This window comes from Clostridium culturomicium (assembly GCF_000821305.1).
GTDB classification, from domain to species: domain Bacteria; phylum Bacillota; class Clostridia; order Clostridiales; family Clostridiaceae; genus Clostridium_J; species Clostridium_J culturomicium.
Window position 1 is genome coordinate 389,686 of record NZ_CCXK01000017.1, and the last position, 17,595, is coordinate 407,280.

17 protein-coding genes are annotated in these 17,595 nt (G+C 30.8%); 14 read left to right on the top strand and 3 right to left on the bottom strand.

Annotated elements, in window-relative coordinates; all coding sequences use genetic code 11:
* Positions 1-196: 196 nt before the first annotated feature.
* Entirely contained in the window at positions 197-826 is a 630-nt protein-coding gene (locus BN1075_RS14290; protein ID WP_040193894.1) for a GNAT family N-acetyltransferase, read from the bottom strand.
* A 125-nt stretch (positions 827-951) separates the two neighbouring features.
* On the opposite strand from BN1075_RS14290, the gene BN1075_RS14295 reads away from it, so the two are divergent.
* The 3 genes from BN1075_RS14295 (at position 952) to BN1075_RS14305 (ending at position 4,475) form a co-directional block, all read left to right on the top strand.
* Positions 952-1,782, top strand: coding sequence for a MerR family DNA-binding transcriptional regulator (locus BN1075_RS14295; RefSeq protein ID WP_040193895.1), 831 nt, complete (start codon positions 952-954; stop codon positions 1,780-1,782).
* Positions 1,783-1,922: 140 nt separating this feature from the next.
* On the top strand, positions 1,923-3,362 hold the full coding sequence (locus BN1075_RS14300; protein ID WP_040193896.1) for a phospholipase D family protein: 1,440 nt from the start codon (positions 1,923-1,925) through the stop codon (positions 3,360-3,362).
* Between the two features lie 156 nt (positions 3,363-3,518).
* The gene (locus BN1075_RS14305; RefSeq protein ID WP_040193897.1) at positions 3,519-4,475 is read left to right on the top strand and encodes an aromatic acid exporter family protein; all 957 of its coding nucleotides are present in this window, start codon (positions 3,519-3,521) and stop codon (positions 4,473-4,475) included.
* 21 nt (positions 4,476-4,496) lie between these two features.
* Here the strand turns inward: BN1075_RS14305 and BN1075_RS14310 are convergent, their stop codons facing one another.
* Positions 4,497-4,928 carry a DUF3592 domain-containing protein gene (locus BN1075_RS14310; protein ID WP_040193898.1) on the bottom strand — a complete coding sequence of 144 codons (432 nt, stop codon included), beginning with the start codon at positions 4,926-4,928 and terminating at the stop codon, positions 4,497-4,499.
* 286 nt (positions 4,929-5,214) lie between these two features.
* On the opposite strand from BN1075_RS14310, the gene BN1075_RS14315 reads away from it, so the two are divergent.
* Entirely contained in the window at positions 5,215-6,297 is a 1,083-nt protein-coding gene (locus BN1075_RS14315; protein ID WP_040193899.1) for a YecA family protein, read from the top strand.
* Between the two features lie 27 nt (positions 6,298-6,324).
* On the opposite strand, the gene BN1075_RS14320 is transcribed toward BN1075_RS14315, so the two are convergent.
* The gene (locus BN1075_RS14320) at positions 6,325-6,795 is read right to left on the bottom strand and encodes a methylated-DNA--[protein]-cysteine S-methyltransferase (protein WP_040193900.1); all 471 of its coding nucleotides are present in this window, start codon (positions 6,793-6,795) and stop codon (positions 6,325-6,327) included.
* A 277-nt stretch (positions 6,796-7,072) separates the two neighbouring features.
* On the opposite strand from BN1075_RS14320, the gene eutJ reads away from it, so the two are divergent.
* The 10 genes from eutJ to BN1075_RS14370 all read left to right on the top strand — a co-directional run bounded on the left by eutJ (position 7,073) and on the right by BN1075_RS14370 (position 17,541).
* A complete protein-coding gene (gene eutJ, locus BN1075_RS14325) occupies positions 7,073-7,900 on the top strand; it encodes an ethanolamine utilization protein EutJ (RefSeq protein WP_040193902.1) in 828 nt (275 codons plus the stop codon).
* Between the two features lie 134 nt (positions 7,901-8,034).
* Positions 8,035-8,562 carry a cysteine hydrolase family protein gene (locus BN1075_RS14330; protein WP_040193903.1) on the top strand — a complete coding sequence of 176 codons (528 nt, stop codon included), beginning with the start codon at positions 8,035-8,037 and terminating at the stop codon, positions 8,560-8,562.
* A 36-nt stretch (positions 8,563-8,598) separates the two neighbouring features.
* Positions 8,599-9,204 carry a membrane protein gene (locus BN1075_RS14335; RefSeq protein ID WP_040193904.1) on the top strand — a complete coding sequence of 202 codons (606 nt, stop codon included), beginning with the start codon at positions 8,599-8,601 and terminating at the stop codon, positions 9,202-9,204.
* A 65-nt stretch (positions 9,205-9,269) separates the two neighbouring features.
* Positions 9,270-10,046 (top strand): energy-coupling factor transporter transmembrane component T family protein, encoded by a 777-nt coding sequence (locus BN1075_RS14340; RefSeq protein ID WP_040193905.1) that lies wholly within the window; start codon positions 9,270-9,272, stop codon positions 10,044-10,046.
* Entirely contained in the window at positions 10,034-11,701 is a 1,668-nt protein-coding gene (locus tag BN1075_RS14345; RefSeq protein WP_040193907.1) for an ABC transporter ATP-binding protein, read from the top strand. The genes BN1075_RS14340 and BN1075_RS14345 overlap by 13 nt, the downstream gene beginning before the upstream one ends.
* A 517-nt stretch (positions 11,702-12,218) precedes the next feature.
* Positions 12,219-13,748 (top strand): ABC transporter ATP-binding protein, encoded by a 1,530-nt coding sequence (locus BN1075_RS14350; protein ID WP_040193908.1) that lies wholly within the window; start codon positions 12,219-12,221, stop codon positions 13,746-13,748.
* On the top strand, positions 13,741-14,844 hold the full coding sequence (locus tag BN1075_RS14355) for an ABC transporter permease (protein ID WP_040193910.1): 1,104 nt from the start codon (positions 13,741-13,743) through the stop codon (positions 14,842-14,844). The genes BN1075_RS14350 and BN1075_RS14355 overlap by 8 nt, the downstream gene beginning before the upstream one ends.
* 1 nt (position 14,845) lies before the next feature.
* Positions 14,846-15,760 carry an ABC transporter permease gene (locus BN1075_RS14360; RefSeq protein ID WP_040193911.1) on the top strand — a complete coding sequence of 305 codons (915 nt, stop codon included), beginning with the start codon at positions 14,846-14,848 and terminating at the stop codon, positions 15,758-15,760.
* A 65-nt stretch (positions 15,761-15,825) separates the two neighbouring features.
* Positions 15,826-16,401: a hypothetical protein gene (locus BN1075_RS14365; protein WP_040193912.1), complete on the top strand. Its 576-nt coding sequence runs from the start codon at positions 15,826-15,828 to the stop codon at positions 16,399-16,401.
* Between the two features lie 45 nt (positions 16,402-16,446).
* The gene (locus BN1075_RS14370) at positions 16,447-17,541 is read left to right on the top strand and encodes a BMP family ABC transporter substrate-binding protein (protein ID WP_052406562.1); all 1,095 of its coding nucleotides are present in this window, start codon (positions 16,447-16,449) and stop codon (positions 17,539-17,541) included.
* Positions 17,542-17,595: the final 54 nt, after the last annotated feature.

The window sequence follows — 17,595 nt, forward strand, 5'->3', positions numbered from 1 at the left end:
ATTTTCCATCACAAAATAACAACCTTTCTTACAGTTTTAACAAAATATTGCTTATAAGTATATTATAGCATTATTCTTCGTCATAAGAAAATTTCGCAATACGGATTAAATTAAAGATAAATGAAGCTAGAAAGAAAAAATAGAACCTAGAATTGCTTAACGCTCAAATCTAGGTTCAAGAATAAAGTATTCATTTTTAGAAGGTATATCCATATAAGAATATTTTTAAAGTTTCAGGTACAACTTGAAACTTTAGTTCTTTTTCCATTAAACGCTTAAAGTTTTGGCTATCATAGAAGCCATAGTTACAACGTGTATCAGTATATAGATATAAAGAGGTTACCTTCATTGAGGTCATATAATTAAAGAGCTGATTCAACAAGGCTTTACCTACTCCAAGTCCACGGCTTTCTTCTGAAACTATAAATAGTTGAATACAACCTTGAAACTCATTTTCCTTGTCTTTTATCATTTCATTATAGATATTTTGTATTTTGCTAAATTCTTTTAGATCTTTTTTGTTTTCTTTTTTTGCAAAAGCTATTTTTAGTAAACTTGCTAGAGCGCTAAGGTAGTTAAAGGGCTTTCTAAGTTTGTTTTTATCATTTTTAGCACTTCCTAAAATAATGCCGATAACTTTATTGTTTTTTACAGCTACTTTACTAAAGTTACTTGATAATATGCATTCTTGAAGATAAATATTTAAGGCTGAATCTAAAAAGGCATCGTCTTTTAAGAATTCATCAAAGCCAAAGGCTTTATTTATTAGATATTTAATTGGTTTATAATCTTCTCTTGTTAAACTTCGGTATAGTACTTTTTCCATATATAAAATCCTTTCTTACATTTAATTTTCTTTTAAAATTAAATTAATTACGTTAAAATGATAATAGAGTCTACCCTAAGAGGAGAGTCAATTAAGAAAGTGTTAATAATGCTGAGGTGGATAAAATGGAGCAATTATACTCAATTGGAGAAGTTTCGAAAATAAAAGATATAACAATTAAAGCCTTACGATATTATCATAAAGAAGGTATCTTAATACCCAAATATATTGATGAGGTAACAGGGTATAGGTTTTATTCTTTGGAGCAGTTTATTTATATAGATATTATAAAGGGCTGTAGGGTGTTAGGTACAAGTATTGATGAATTGAGAAAGATTTTTAAAGAATGCAATACTAATCAGCTTATCGAATTTTTGAATATAAAGAAAGTAGAGGCAGAGAAAAATATTATTAAAATGCAAGAGATTATAAAAAATATTGAGGAATTATCTAATAGTATTGAGAAAGCAAGAGTATTAGCAGAAAGTAGTGAGATTAGGACTATATCTTTTAAGGAAAGACCTATAATAATAGTTCCGTGTAATGAAACAGGATATTTAAAGGAAGTTCTATATTACTCTGAATTAGATAGAATTGCTCAGGTGTGTGGAATAGAGATTTCCATGGAAAGAGGAATTATATATGATATTGATTTAAGTGGAAAGGTTAAGCCTGCATATGTTTTTAGTACCTTCCAAGGGAGTGAGGATTTAATTTGCAAAGATAATTTAGCATTTCTTCCAGAAGGAAAATATTTAACTGTTGCTTATAATAAAGATAATGAAAGTGAACGGGTGGATGAGTTAATTAAGTATGTAAAGCAAAGAAATATAAAGGTAAAATGTTTTTTAGAAATAGAGTTGTTTAATGATTTGTTTAATACAGAAACCTTTAGCTGCCAAATTCAAATGTGTGTTGAAGAAGAAAATAGTTACATGGATGAAATTAAAAGTTAATAGAAGATTCATGAAAAGCAAGAAATCCTATGGGATAATAAAAGTTGATTATGAGTGAGGTAACTATGTAAGTAGTTTAAGGTATTAATAATTATAGAATCTATAAGATGAAAGTTTTAGCTTTAAGGAGGACGTTTTTAATGAAAAAATGGGGGAAGAAGAAAATAAGTATTTTAGTAGGAGTGTGTATACTTATGTACTTTATTATAGGTGCCATGGGACCATTTTTCATACCAAAGAAGGTCAGTGAGGAATATATTAATAATTTTAATACTGAAGATTTTTACGGAAGCAGTAATTCTGTTGATAGAGCTATGATTTTGGAAACTAATCAAAGTGCATGGGATGAAAGGTTAAGAATGTTGGATAAGGCAAAGGAGAGAATTATTTTATCTACTTTTGATATGAGAGATGGAGAAAGTACTAAAGATATTTTATCTGTTATTTTAGCCAAGGCAAATGAAGGGGTGCAGGTCAAGATTTTAGTTGACGGTTTTAATGGTCCCTTGAGAATGAGTAATAATCCACTGTTTCATGCGATTTCCAGCCATCCTAATATAGAGGTTAAGATGTATAATCCAGTAAATATATTATTTCCTTGGAAAACACAAGGGAGAATGCATGATAAATATATAATTGTAGATGATCTGGGGTATATTTTAGGTGGACGAAATTCTTTTGATTATTTTATTGGAGAATTTGAAGCAAAGAGTAAAAGCTTTGATAGAGAAGTTTTAGTTTATAATGGGGCTAATGGAGATAAGGACGCAAAGGAAAGTTCTTTATTTCAATTAGAGGAATATTTCAATAGGGTTTGGAACTCAGATGAAAGTAAGATGTTTTTTGATTCGGAAAGTTTAGCTGAAAAGGAAAAGGTTAAGGATAAGGTTGGATTTCTTAAGGAGAGATATACTTATCTTAAGGAGGAATGGCCAAAGTTATTTGAAGAATATTCATATGAATCAACAACAGTTCCTACAAAGAAGATAACACTATTATCTAATGATATTCATGTTTATGGAAAAGAACCAAAGGTTTTTTATTCCTTGGTACAATTAATGAAGGATGCAAAAAAACAAGTGGTTGTCCATTCTCCATATGCTGTGTTTGATGACTATATGCTAGAGCTGCTTCAGCAAGTAGGAAGCAGTGTAGAAGATTTTCAAATGGTTATTAATTCAGTTGAAAATGGTGACAATTTTTTTGCTTCTAGTGATTATTTAAGAAATAAGAAAAAGATTGTTGAAATAGGTGCAGAATTGTTTGAATATGATGGGGGAACCTCTTATCATGCAAAATCCCTAACTATTGATGATAACATATCAGTAGTAGGCTCCTTTAATTTCGACTTAAGAAGTACCTATGTAGATACAGAATTAATGCTAGTTGTAAATAGTGAAGAACTTACGAGTCAGTTAAGAGGTTATATGGAAGGGTACGAGAAGGATTGTAGAAGGGTTATAGATGAAAAAAACTATGAAGTTCCAGAGCATCTAGAGATCGCAAAGGTTGAGCCAGTTAAAAGGTTTCTTTGGTGGTTTGTGGGATTAGTGATGCAGCCATTTAGAATTTTGGTTTGATTTAAGTATTTTTTAGTAAAGATAAGAAATTTTATTTTAATAAAAGCTTATCTTTATTTTTTATAATTTTGGAGGAGATTTAATTAAAATCTGTAATTTTTAATATAAATAAAGTATTATATAGACAGTAAGATTAAAATAGAATTGAGGTTACAAATGAAAAATATCAACTTAATTAAAACATTGAAAATTGCAGCAGGAAGTATGCTTGCTATAATTATTGCGCAATCATTAAATATCTCTTATAGTACTTCAGCAGGAATTATAACTCTGCTTTCAATTCAGAATACAAAAAAAGAAACAATTAACGTTGCAGTAAAAAGGGGAGGTTCTTTTTTTCTAGCTATACTAATAGCAATTATTACATTCACCTTAGCAGGGTATTCGCCAATAAGTTTTGGAATTTTCCTTTTATTTTTTGTTTCTATTAGTTATAGATTTGAATTACAAGATGGAATTTCAATAAATGCTGTCTTGATGACTCACTTACTTGTGGAGAAATCAGTTAGTTATAGCTGGATTATTAATGAAGCAGGATTATTTTTAATTGGCTCATCCATTGGTATTATATTAAATTTATATATGCCTTCCTCAAAAGCATCTGTTGTGGAGTTTCAGAGAAAGGTTGAGAAGAAAAGTAGGGGTGTTTTGGAGAATATTAGCAAAAGGATTAATGGAGAAGAGGTACATGAAGAAAATATAAATCAATTATTTAAGATTTTAAAAACAGCAAAAAGAAAAGCTTATGAGAATATGAATAATACTTTTGTAGGGGATACACAGTACTATATTGATTATATTGAAATGAGAAAAAATCAAACTAAGATATTGAAAAAAATATATGAGAATATAGCATTGCTTACAGGTATTCCAAATCAAGGAAAGATAATTTCTCAATTTGTTCTAAAGATAAGTGAAACATATCATGAACACAATAATGGCAAAACACTCTTAAAAGAATTAAATGAGTTGAAAATTAATATGAAAAATGAACCTCTCCCTGCAGATAGAGAAGAGTTTGAAAATAGAGCAATTCTTTTTATGGTTCTTAGTGATCTGGAAAGATTTTTAGAGTTAAAAGTGGAGTTTTCAAAACAAATGACCTTCGATTAAGTCGAAGGTCATTTGTTTTATTTATAGATTAATTATAACCCCATATAGTATGCAACTTAAGCCTAATAAAATCCAAATCATGAAACCGAGGATGATTTTAAAAGTATTATCTCTTTGACGAATAATTCTTGAAGGATTTGTAGGGTCATAGAAAACGTAATCTTCATCACCAATTTTTTTTAGATTAGTTTCTTCTGGTGCCCCACTAAAAGTATAAAAATTTCCGTTAACAACATATTGATATATTGGAATATAGACAATAGTTTTCATAGATTGTTTAACTTTTTTATATGATACGGTTTTTTCTTCAATTTTTATAATTCTAGCAGTTTCTTTTATGGTACATTTGCTATTTTTAAAAATAGTAATAAGTAGTGCTGAAAATCGATATAATATAGCTAAAAATATAATTGATATTCCTAATATGATAGATAGAGTGCCAGTTGATTCCATAAATAAGCCTCCTTTAAATGATAAGCACATAATATACATAGTATGATAAGATGGTTAAATTGGAGTCTAATAAATGTGTAAAATTAAGCTTAAATTATTTATTGAGGAATTTTTGAGACGAGTACAGAAGCGTTTAGAGAATGACATCTTTATAGTAGAGGTTTTAAAAAGTTAGATTTTGTTGTATAATCATAGAAGGCTATGGTATAGGTGAATGAGTACCATTATTTTTTTGCGTAATAACAAAGGATGACAATAAAGATTTGCTAAAGGGGTAAGAGAATAAATGAAAATTTCGATTTGTGATAAGTTATTAGAGTATAAAGTTGATGTTTTAAAGGAGCTCGCAAAGCTTTTAGCTTTAAAAAACTACTCTAAATTAAAAAAGAAAGAGTTAGTTGATAAAATTGCTGAGCGTATTCTTGATGAAGAACATGCAGAACTTATATTTTTATTAACACAAGATGATGAGATAAGATTATTTGAAGCTGCATGTAATGGTGAAACCATAATAAATGAAGAAGAATTGAAGTCTTTTGATTTTCTATATGGGAAAGGGTATATTTTTATATCCCAAGATTTAAAGGTAACTGTTACTGATGATGTTAAAGAACTTTATAATCGTATTAATACTGCAGAATTTAAAAATAAAAGAGAAAGATTCCAGCTTGTTTCAGATTATTGCAGGGCATCAGTTAGATTGTATGGATTAGTACCTGTAGAAAAATTAATAGAAATTTTCAATGGTTATAATGAAATAGAAGCTACATTAGATGAGATTATGGGTGCTTGCGAAGGTTCTGATATTAAAAATGATGCCTTTACTTTCCACGATGGGTATGTAGTTGGTATTGAATTGTTAGAAAATGATGTCTATGAGCGTTTGCTTAAGGAGCAGGATGATAAGCCATATTATATACCATCAAAAAATGAATTTTTGAAATATAATGAAGGTATGTACTATGAAATAACACCTCAATTTAATAGACTAAAAGAATGTATACTTGCTTTAGAGCTTACAAAGGATGAGGAGTTAGCTTATAGTATTTGCGAGGGAGTTCAAATTGCAATAATTCTTGGTGCAGAAGTAAATGATTTATTTGAGGAGTTTGAGTTTAAGGGTGTGCCAATAAAAAACAGAAAACAAGTAGAAAAATTATTACCTCATATAGGTAATTTAATTAATCATACAAGAGGAATTTGGAATAGAGGGTATACAGCAAAAGAACTTGATATGATTAGAGGAGAAAATAAAATTGTTGAATTTCCGACTACTTCAATTAGAGAAGAGTCTGAGAAAAAGATTGGAAGAAATGAACCATGTCCATGTGGAAGTGGTAGAAAGTATAAGGTTTGCTGCGGAAAGTAGAAAACAAAAATAGGTGCTGATAAAATATCAGCACCTATTTTTATTTTCAATGTTTAGAAGTATCTCTTTAATATTTATACCGCCACCATAGCCAACGAGATCACCATTAGAACCAATTACTCTGTGGCAGGGAATAACAATCATGATGGGGTTTTTATTATTGGCCATGCCAACAGCTCTATAGGCTTTGGGGTTATTTATTGAAACTGCGATATCTTTGTAACTTCGAGTTTCGCCATAAGGGATATCAAGAAGTGATTGCCACACTTGTTTTTGAAATTTTGTACCAGATGGAGCAAGTGGTAAATCAAATTGCTTTCTTAAGCCATTTAAGAATTCATCAATTTGAACAGCTGCATTTTTGATTAAAGGCGTTTCTTTAAGGATATAATGTTTAAAGCTACTATCTTCAAAAAATCCTATAGAAGTTATAAATCCTTCACTCTCGGCTATAGTGATTTTACCGATAGAAAAATTATAATGATAGATACAATCCATAATTTCCTCCGTATACTAATTCATAATAAGTTAAATATAAGATTATTATAATATCAAACTCAACTAAAAAGAATAATATATTTTTATTTGTTTGTGAATGGATTAATTTAAAATGAGTAAAATTTATTAGGATAGATTTTATACGAATAATATTGATAATAAAAATTAATGTTGCGATAGTTTGGGAATTATTTTAATAAAGTCCATATAGAAAATAACCTAAATACAGTGATATAGAATAGATCAGTTATGAAGATATTAATTATTAAATAAAGGAATGAGATCAATGAATCTAAAGAAAAGTGAACTGCTAATAAGTGAATTAGAAAATACAAAGTCAAAAAAATATTCATTAAAAAAGGATGAAGAGTTTTTGGTAGGTGTAGATTTAGGCACAGCTTATATAGTTATTGTTGTTTTAAATAAGCAGAAGAAGCCAATTACTTATGAAATGGAATATGCACAGGTGGTTAAAGATGGATTATTAGTTGATTATATGGGTGCATTAAATATCTTGAAGCGTTTAAAAAGTAAAATTGAGAGTGAGTTAGGAACAGAGTTAACCAAGGCTGCAATTGCGGTACCACCAGGAACATCTAAGGGAGATTGCAAAAGTCATATTTATGTTGTTGAAGGTGCAGGCATGGAAGTAATAAATGTATTAGATGAACCGACAGCTGCTAATTCTGTTTTGGAAATTAATAATGGGGTGGTCGTAGATGTAGGGGGCGGAACAACGGGGCTTTCAGTCATTAAAAACGGCAAGGTTATATATACTGCTGATGAACCTACCGGAGGAACACATTTATCTTTAGTTATTTCTGGAGCATATCATATTGATTTTGATACGGCTGAAGCTATAAAAAAAGATATAAACAAATGTAATGAAATTTTACCTTTGGTCACGCCAGTAATTCAAAAAGTTGCATCTATAATAAGCAGACATATTGTAAAATTTGAGGTTAGTGAAATATATTTAGTTGGGGGTACATGTTGTCTTAAGGGGTTCGAAAATATTGTTGAAAAAGAGACAGGAATAAAAACTTATAAACCTAGAAATCCATTTTTAGTTACACCTTTAGGTATTGCTATGAATTGTAAATAAGTAGAGAAGAACTGATACCAGTTCTTTTTTATTTTAAAAAGAACATTAATATTCTTGAAATTGGAAAAATAGTATGTTAGTATCTTAACAGGTGTATATACACCTATAAAACTCGATGTAAGGGGATGTGCAGAATGCAAAAATTATTAATAGTTATTGATATGCAAAAAGATTTTATAAATGGAGTTCTTGGGACAAGAGAAGCGGTGGATGTTGTGCCTAAGGTTATCAGCAAAATAAAAGGTTTTAATGGTGAAGTGATTTATACCAGAGACACTCATGATGAAAGATATTTAGAAAGTCAGGAAGGAATAAAGTTACCAGTAGTACACTGTATAAAGGAAACAGAAGGGTGGCGTTTAATGGATGCAATTGATGAATTAGCAATTAAAGCTAATAGCAAGATATTTGATAAACCTGCCTTTGGGTCAATGGAAATGGTTAAATATGTATCAAAGTTATATGAAGAAAAGAAAGTTGATGAGGTTGAACTTGTTGGAGTATGTACAGATATTTGTGTAATTTCTAATTCTATGTTATTAAAATCAACTATGCCTGAGTTAAAGATAGTAGTTGATAGTGAGTGTTGTGCAGGGGTTACGCCAGAAAGTCATCGCAATGCGTTAAATGCTATGAATATGTGTCAGATTGAAATAATATAATATTTTATAAAGAAAATTTAAAAGGGGGATATAAAAATGAAAAAAATTTGGGCTACAAAATTGAATGCTGCAACATTAGTACTAATTCCAGCATGTATTGGAATTAACTATTTAGGAAAAGCATTTGCTGCTGCACTAAAACTTCCTTTATGGTTAGACGCTATTGGGACATGCATTGGTGCTTTTTTAGGAGGTCCAATCATTGGAGCAATATGCGGTGCTGCAAATAATTTGATTTATGGTTTAACTACAGGTGATAACATTACTTTAATATATGCGTTAACAAGTGTTGGTATTGGTATTGCTGTAGGTATTATGTCACGCTTAGGAAAAATGAAAACACTAGGAGGAGCAATTTTAACCGCATGTGTAGCTGGTTTTGCTGCAGTATTAATTTCTACACCACTTAATGTACAGTTTTGGGGTGGTACTACAGGGAATATATGGGGGGATGCACTTTTTGCATGGACCCAATCAGCTGGAATGCCTGTTATGGTTGGATCCTTTTTAGATGAACTTGTGGTGGATGTACCGGATAAGATACTTACTATTTTGGTGGTATATGCTATTGTTAAGGGTTTACCTAAGAAATTGATTTCTCTCTATGAGGCTGATGATTCAATTGAAAGTCTAGACATATAAGTAAAAAATAAAGGCTCAATTAGCAGCAAAAATTTTGTGCTAATTGGCCTTTTTTAGGAGGAAATATGAAAAGTATTAGTTTATATGTAGATAAAAAGACGTTTTTAAATAGAATTGAACCCTTTAATAAGGTCTTTTATATATTAACTGCAATTATTGTTCCTTTGTTTATCGGTGAATTTTGGGCATATGGAATATTTATTGGATTAAGTTTAATATTATTGTTTTTGGGAAAAACATTGAAAAGAACGATTCCTTTAATAGCCTTTTCTTTTACAATACTAGTTACTATTTTTCTAATTCATGGATTATTTAATGCTAGTAATGAGAACATTTTGTTTACTTTTGCGGGATTAAGGTTTTATAAGGAAGGAGTATTGTATGCAACAAGGATCAGTTTGAATATTTTAAATATGTTGCTTTCATTTGCTATTTTTGTTCTTACAACAAAGCCTTCGGATTTAGTTGAAGATATGGAGAGAATAGGGTTCTCACCAAGGTTTGGATATATTATCGCATCAGTATTTCAAATTATACCTCAAATGATTGGGACTATGAGCACCATAACTGATGCACAAAGGAGCAGAGGTCTTGAGACAGAAGGAAAGTTTTGGGTTAGAGCTAAGGCTTTTATACCATTAATTGCACCAGTTGTTATGAGTTCTTTGTCTAATACACGTGAAAGAGCAATTGCTCTTGAGGTTAGAGGTTTTGAAGCAAAAGGTAAAAAGACTTTTTTAAATGAGAAAAGAAAAACGCAGACAGATTTAATTGTTAGGGTATTAATGATATTAGCAATTATTTCTTCTGTAATATGGAGGGGATACTTGTGGCTTTCATAAAGGTGGAAAATTTAAAATATAGATATCCTCATACAAAGGAGCTGGCGTTAAACAATATTTCCTTTGAGATTGAAAAAGGTGAATTTATCGGTATTATAGGTGAAAATAATGCGGGGAAAAGTACATTATGCCAGGCTCTTATGGGGCTTGTACCTAATTTTTATAAAGGTGCATATGGTGGAAAGGTAGTAATAGATAATATAGAGATTGCGAAGACTCCCATTTGGAAGTTATGTGAAAAGGTTGGAATGGTATTCCAAAATCCATTTAATCAGCTTACAGGTGCAAAGGATAATGTTTATGAGGAAATTGCATTTGGACTTCAAAATCTGGGAATAGAACGTGAAGAGATTCATACTAGGGTGGAGCATGTATTAAGATTATTAGGTATTTATGAATATAAGGATAGGAATCCTTTTGATTTATCAGGTGGGCAAATGCAGCGTGTTGCTATTGCCAGTATTTTAGCGATGAAGCCTGAAGTAATAGTATTAGATGAACCAACCTCACAACTTGATCCACAGGGAAGTGAAGAGGTTTTTGAAGCTGTTGATTCACTAACAAAGGCTGGCATAACAGTTATAATGGTAGAACATAAAATTGAAAAAATTGCAGCTTATAGTGATAAGGTAATGCTTCTTCATAAAGGTAGTTTAATAGCTTATGATAAGCCGGAAGTTATTTTTTCAATGGAAAATTTAATGGACTATGGAGTTGAAGCACCGGCATTTACAAGGATTTGCAAGGCTTTAAATTTGAAAAAAGTAAACTCTGAATACTATCCAGTTACATTAAACGGGGCTGATGAACTATTAAAGGACTATAAAAAATCTGATATATACAACAAGGGGGATGATTTAAATCAAGTTCAGGAAATTATTAAAGTAAAAAATTTGGATTTCTCATATAAGATAGGGAGTCCAATTTTAAAGAATATCAATCTGAGTTTTGATAATAGACCAACAGCTATAATTGGTCAGAATGGGGCAGGAAAAACAACCTTTGTAAAGTTGATAAAGGGATTGTTAAAGCCGGTTGGAGGAAATATATATTATGGCGGGAAGGACATTAGTTCACAAACAGTAGCAATGCTAGCTGGAAAGGTAGGCTTTGTTTTCCAAAATCCTAATGATCAAATTTTTAAAAATAAAGTTATTGATGAAGTTATGTTTGGACCATTAAATATTGGAATGGATGCACAGGTTGCAAGAGAAAAATCAATGGAGGCTTTAAGTTGTGTAGGTCTTAGTGATTTTGTTGAGGAAAATCCATATGATTTAGGGTTGTCTGAAAGAAAGCTTGTTGCTATAGCTTCTGTGTTGGCAATGGATACTGAGATAATAATTTTGGATGAACCTACAATTGCTCAGGATTTTAAAGGACGGGAAATAATTAAAAGTATAGTAAGAAAACTCACAGGAGACGGTAAGTTAGTGATTACAATAATTCATGATATGGATTTTGTTGCAGAAGTTTTTGAAAGAACTATTGTGTTTGCAGAGGGAAAGGTTTTGTTAGATGGCAAAACCAGAGATGTATTTGATGATGGAGAAGTTTTAAGAAGAGCATATTTGGAGCAGCCTCATGTTACACAGCTTTGTAAAAAACTTGGTTATAAGCAGGTTTATTTAACAGTAGAAGATTTTATATCATAAATTGAGAATATAAATATAACCTTATGTTTAACATGAGGTTATATTTTTTTGTTTCAGAATAATATTCGTGTTTAAATGTAGTAATTTATATTTAAATGTAGAAATTTGTAATGAGACTAAAAGTGAAAAATAAAAAAATAATTAAAGCTGAAGTGAGATTTATTTAAAATAATTAAAAAATGTTAAAATAAAGGAGTGGATTTTATCTTTTATATTAAATAGTTGTTTTTACATATAAGAAAATATGTAAAAAATATATAAATAAAATATAGTTAAAATATTGATAAATTGCTTTCTAGTAGATTATACAACAAAATAAGCAATAAATTGTCGAAAATAAAATTAATAAATTGTTAAGTTGTGTATTACAATTAGGAATTTTCAATAAATATTTAACATTATTATAAATTTTATTATTGTGTTAATTGTGTGATGGTGGTAAAATAAAGAAAAGATAAAAAGACGAACATTAATACAGAAATACAGATGAAACAATCGTATTTGAAAGGGGCAGCTGATGGGTAAGGTTTTAGAGGTAATAGATTTAACTAAAATATATGATGGCGGTATTCTTGCAAATCATAATGTAAACTTTTCTGTTGATGAAGGTGAAATTCATGCTCTAGTTGGTGAAAATGGTGCTGGTAAGAGTACTTTAATGAAAATGTTATTTGGACTAGAGTCAATTACAAGTGGAAAAGTTATAGTGAATAATAAAGAAGTAAAATTTGTATCAAGTAAGGATGCTATAGATCATGGTATAGGAATGGTGCATCAGCATTTTATGCTAGTAGGTTCTTTATCTGTAGCTGATAACTTAACCTTAGGAGTTAAGGGACGTGGATTTTTCCAAGATAAAACTAAAGCATTAAAGGAAACCCGAGAAATAGCAAAAAAATATAATTTTGATATTGATGCAGACAAGCTTGTTAGAGATATAAGCGTTGGTATGAAACAAAAACTTGAGATATTAAAAGTTTTATATCGTGGAGCTAAAATAATAATTTTGGACGAGCCAACAGCTGTTTTAACTCCACAAGAAACAGAGGAACTTTTTGAAAAGTTAGTTGAATTGAAAAAACAAGGATTAACCATAATATTTATTTCTCATAAGTTAAATGAAGTAAAGCAGTTGTGCGATAGAGTTACTATATTAAAAAATGGTAAGACGAGAGGAACTTATTTAACTAAGGATGTTACAGAAGAAGAGATATCAAGATTGATGGTTGGAAGAGATGTAGTATTTGAATATAACAGAAAAGTTATGAATTCTAAAAAAGAACTACTTAAGTTAGAGAATATGGAGTATACAGATTATTTTGGTGTAAAAAGACTCGATGGCGTATCATTAAAGGTTAATGATGGTGAAATTGTTGGTATTGCAGGAGTTGAAGGAAATGGTCAAAGTGAACTCATTGAAATCATTATGGGAAGTATGAAACCAGAAGCAGGAAAAGTTATTTTTCAGGGAAAAGACATTACAGGTAAAAATACAGGATTCATACGTGAAGAAGGAATTTCTTTTATTCCAGAAGACAGGCTTTTCAATGGTTGCGCTGAGGAAATGAGCGTGGGAGATAATTTAATTGTTTCTAATATAGCTTCATTCACAAATAAGCTTGGAATAATAAATGAGAAGAAAGTAAAAGAGCATTGTAAGGAACTTATCAAAAAATATTTAGTTAAAACAAAAGATGAAAATCAAAAAATTAAAGGTTTATCAGGTGGTAACATTCAAAAGGCTATTGTCGCAAGAGAGTTTAGTGCGCCAAGTGAATTATTAATAATTAGCCAGCCTACTCGTGGAGTGGATGTTGGAGCCATAGAATTTATACATAAAAAAATCTTAGAAAAGCGTGAGGATGGAAAGGGAATACTTCTCGTTTCGGCTGATTTAAGTGAATTAATAGGTCTAAGTGATAGAATTTTAGTTATGCATAAAGGGAAAGTTGTTGCTGATTTAAACAACACTAAAAGAGTAAGTGAAGAAGAACTGGGCCTTTATATGTTAGGTGTAAAGACTAAGGAGGTATCAGCAAATGGATAAGAATAAAAAAAATCGTGACTATCATGGACTTCTTAGAATAGTATGTTCTATTTCTATAGCATTAGCTTTTGCTTTTATAGTTATTTGTTTAATTACAGATGATCCGGGGTTAGCTATTTCTAAATTGTTAACGGGACCATTTCAATCAAAAAGAAGCTTTTTTAATGTAGTTGAGAGAATGATTCCTCTTGTATTTACTGGACTGGCAATGAACGTAATTTACAAAAGTGGATATTTTAATATGGGCGCAGATGGATCTTTATATATGGGTGGAGTTATCGCAGCATTCATAGCACTAAAGTTTCCAATAGCTAATGGGATAAATCAAGCATTGATTCTTACTGTGGCAGCAATTACTGGTGGTCTTATATGTATGCTTCCGGTAATTATAAAGAAGTATACAAATGCAAATGTAACAGTGTTATCAATTATGTTTAACTATATATTTTATTATATTGGAGTTGCAATTGTCAGCAACACACTTCTTGAAAAGGGAGCAGGCTGGAGAAGTTATGAGTTCCCATCAACTGCGAAGTTAGGAAAATTAATAGAAGGTACAAATATGCACTGGGGCTTCATAATTATGATTGCAGTAGTGATATGTATAGTAATTTTAATGAATAAGACATCTTTTGGTTATAAGCTGAAAGTAACAGGAATGAATAAAAACTTTGCAAAAGCGTCAGGCATAAACACAGTTAAAACAATTCTCCTTGCTCAATTTGTTGGAGGTATGCTTGCTGGTATGGGTGGAGCTATAGAAATGATAGGTCTAAATAAGCGTTTCACATGGCAGAATCCAGTTAATTATTTGTGGGATGGAATATTGGTTAATCTTCTAGCAGGGAGTAAGCCACAGTTAGTACCAATAGCTGCATTTGGTCTTTCATATTTAAGAGTTGGAGCAGATATAATGTCTAGATCAACGAGCATAGATACAGAAATAGTAGCAATAATACAAGGAATTATAATTTTATTGGTTGCTTCTGAAAGATTTTTACATGGTTTGAAAGTGCGTCAAGAACAAAAGGAAGCATTAAGAGAAGCGGAAGAAACATTAACTGTAGAAACTGGAGTACAAGGAGGAAGGATTTAATATGGATTTTATAATGTCACCAAATTTCTGGTTTGCTGTATTAAGAGCAACAACTCCTGTATTGTTCGCCACACTCTGTGCGAATATAGTTAGTAAATGTGGAATGGTAAATTTAGCAATTGAGGGTACAATGCTAATTTGTGCCTTTACTGGAACAGTTGTAAGTGCGTATAGTCAAAGCTTGCTTATTGGATGTCTGGCAGGTTTAGCAGCAGGAGTTATAACATCGTGGATATTAGGGTATTTTTCAATAAAAATGAAAGCAAATATGGTAGTGTCAGGTGTTGCAATAAACTTAGCGGCAAATGGAGGGACTATATTTATGCTTGCAACTTTAACGGGTGATAAAGCTGTAAGTACATCTTTAAATAGTTTATCTTTCCCTAATATAAATATTCCTATAATTGAAAATATACCAGTCATAGGGGAAATATTTTCAGGACATAATGCCTTGACATATTTAGCATGGATTAGCGTTGTTGTGTTATACATATTGATTTTTAAAACTGAATTAGGGGTAAAGATCAGAGCTGTCGGAGAAAATGAGATAGCTGCAAAATCAGTAGGAATTAATACTACAAGAACAAAATTTATTTCTCTTGCTATTGGAGGTATTCTTGCAGGATTTGGAGGAATGTATCTTTCAATGGGATATCTTTCAGTATTTACTGCTGGAATGGTATCAGGAAGAGGTTACTTAGCCTTAGCAACTGATTCAATGGCTGGTTCGAATCCTATTGGTGGATTATTAAGTTCTTTAATTTACGGATTCTCTGATTCGGTTTCAATATATTTACAACAAAGTAATATACCTTTAGAGCTTATAAGAGCATTTCCATATATATTCATAGTAGTAATTTTAATCATTTTTACTGTAATAAAAAATAAGAAACATAATGTGACAATAGAGATATAAGAGCATATTGCTTCCATTTGGAGGTTATATATAAATAAAAGTTATATACTTAGGAGGAATTTAAAATGTCAAACACGTATTATGATCCATGGTCAAACACTTTAACAAAAAATGGTGTAGAGGCAGACTTAGTTATTTCAGCAATGCAAAAATGTATACGTAGAGGTGAGGAAGATAAGGCTTTACGTATGGCTTATGAATTATACATAACTTCAAACTTCCATGAAGAAAAAATGTGGAATAGATTATTAGTAATAAGTGTAGAAGATATAGGATTTGGAGATGTTACTGCACCAAATTTTGTATATACAATGAATCAGTTAAGAAAAGAATTCCCATATGGTGATGGAGACAGACCAATATTCTTTATGCATGCCATCCGTTATATGTGTAAATGTAAAAAAGAACGTTCAACAGACCAAATAAAGAACATAATCATGAAGGAATTTGAAAAAGGATATAAGGTTGAAATTCCTGATTATGCTATGGATATGCACACTATAAAAGGAAGAGAAATGGGAAGAGATGTATTCTATTTCTTAAATGAAGCAAGTAAGGTTGAACCACTTTGGGAAGAGTATGATGACTCTTATCGTCAACAATTAATTAAAATGTGTGAAGAAGAAGTAAATCAAAAATAGAAATCAACTTTGTTAAGGTATAAATATGAATAAGGGGTGTAAGATATGAAAAAAATTACAGCATTAGTATTAGCAGCAGCTATGTCTATGACTATGTTAGTTGGTTGTGGGAGTAAGGGGAATGGAGATGGAAAACCTTCAGGTTCCGATGAGAAGGTTGTAGTAAAATTTTTAGGAAAAGCCTTTGGAGACAAGTCTTACTGGGATAGTGCAAAAGAGGGAGTAGAAAGAGCAAAAACTGATTTTGCTGATAAAGCAGATATAGAAATTGTTGAAACTACTGCAGATGAACAAAAGCATTTATCTGCGATGTATGAAGCTGTAGACGCAGGTGCAGATTATATTATTACTGCTGACTTTGTAGATAATCTAATGGAAGTAGCAGAAGCTAATCCAGATGTTAAGTTTATAACATGGGATGAACCAATCGAAGGGGTAGATAATATATATTCTATTGGATTCCAAACATCAGAAGCTGCATTTTTAGGTGGAATAGTTGCTGCTGACATAGCTTCAGGAGATTTAGAAGGTACAAGTGAAGAGAAAAGAATTGGTTTTGTTGGAGGAATGGACGAAACTCCAGTAATTCAAGAGTTCTTAGCTGGATATTTACAAGGGGCTAAGTTCTATGATGAATCAGTTAAATTTGATGCATCTTATGTAGGTAGCTGGTCAGATTCAGCAAAAGCAAAGGAATTAGCTTTTGCTCAATTTAACAATTCTAAAGATGATGTTATATTTGCATGTGCTGGTTCTTCAGGAATAGGTGCTATAGAAGCAGCTGCAGAAACAGGAAAATATATAATTGGCGTTGATGCTGATCAATCAGAGCTTTATGTTGGAAAAGATGAAAGAAAAGTATTTGTTACATCTGTTCTTAAATTAATTGGTAATGCGTTATATGGTGCCATAGAAGATGCTGTTACTGGAGAATATAAAAGTGGTTATGAGATTTTAGGTTATGCTGATGGAGTTGTTGATATAGTTAAAAACGATTTATATGAGCAATATGTTTCTGAAGCAGGTAAAGCAAAAATTAAAGAAGCTGAAGAAGGCTTAAAAGCTGGTACTGTTGAAGTTAAGAGCATAATGGGAAAAAGTCAAAAGGAAATAACAGAATTTATAAATCAATTCAAATAAGAAAAAGCCTCGGATAACGAGGCTTTTTTATTAATAAATAAAATATTAAGAAAA

Coding starts and splice junctions, on each gene's coding strand:
- BN1075_RS14290 (WP_040193894.1), bottom strand. CDS start 826: ATGGAAAAAGTACTATACCGAAGTTTAACAAGAGAAGATTATAAACCA.
- BN1075_RS14295 (WP_040193895.1), top strand. CDS start 952: ATGGAGCAATTATACTCAATTGGAGAAGTTTCGAAAATAAAAGATATA.
- BN1075_RS14300 (WP_040193896.1), top strand. CDS start 1,923: ATGAAAAAATGGGGGAAGAAGAAAATAAGTATTTTAGTAGGAGTGTGT.
- BN1075_RS14305 (WP_040193897.1), top strand. CDS start 3,519: ATGAAAAATATCAACTTAATTAAAACATTGAAAATTGCAGCAGGAAGT.
- BN1075_RS14310 (WP_040193898.1), bottom strand. CDS start 4,928: ATGGAATCAACTGGCACTCTATCTATCATATTAGGAATATCAATTATA.
- BN1075_RS14315 (WP_040193899.1), top strand. CDS start 5,215: ATGAAAATTTCGATTTGTGATAAGTTATTAGAGTATAAAGTTGATGTT.
- BN1075_RS14320 (WP_040193900.1), bottom strand. CDS start 6,795: ATGGATTGTATCTATCATTATAATTTTTCTATCGGTAAAATCACTATA.
- eutJ (WP_040193902.1), top strand. CDS start 7,073: ATGAGATCAATGAATCTAAAGAAAAGTGAACTGCTAATAAGTGAATTA.
- BN1075_RS14330 (WP_040193903.1), top strand. CDS start 8,035: ATGCAAAAATTATTAATAGTTATTGATATGCAAAAAGATTTTATAAAT.
- BN1075_RS14335 (WP_040193904.1), top strand. CDS start 8,599: ATGAAAAAAATTTGGGCTACAAAATTGAATGCTGCAACATTAGTACTA.
- BN1075_RS14340 (WP_040193905.1), top strand. CDS start 9,270: ATGAAAAGTATTAGTTTATATGTAGATAAAAAGACGTTTTTAAATAGA.
- BN1075_RS14350 (WP_040193908.1), top strand. CDS start 12,219: ATGGGTAAGGTTTTAGAGGTAATAGATTTAACTAAAATATATGATGGC.
- BN1075_RS14355 (WP_040193910.1), top strand. CDS start 13,741: ATGGATAAGAATAAAAAAAATCGTGACTATCATGGACTTCTTAGAATA.
- BN1075_RS14360 (WP_040193911.1), top strand. CDS start 14,846: ATGGATTTTATAATGTCACCAAATTTCTGGTTTGCTGTATTAAGAGCA.
- BN1075_RS14365 (WP_040193912.1), top strand. CDS start 15,826: ATGTCAAACACGTATTATGATCCATGGTCAAACACTTTAACAAAAAAT.
- BN1075_RS14370 (WP_052406562.1), top strand. CDS start 16,447: ATGAAAAAAATTACAGCATTAGTATTAGCAGCAGCTATGTCTATGACT.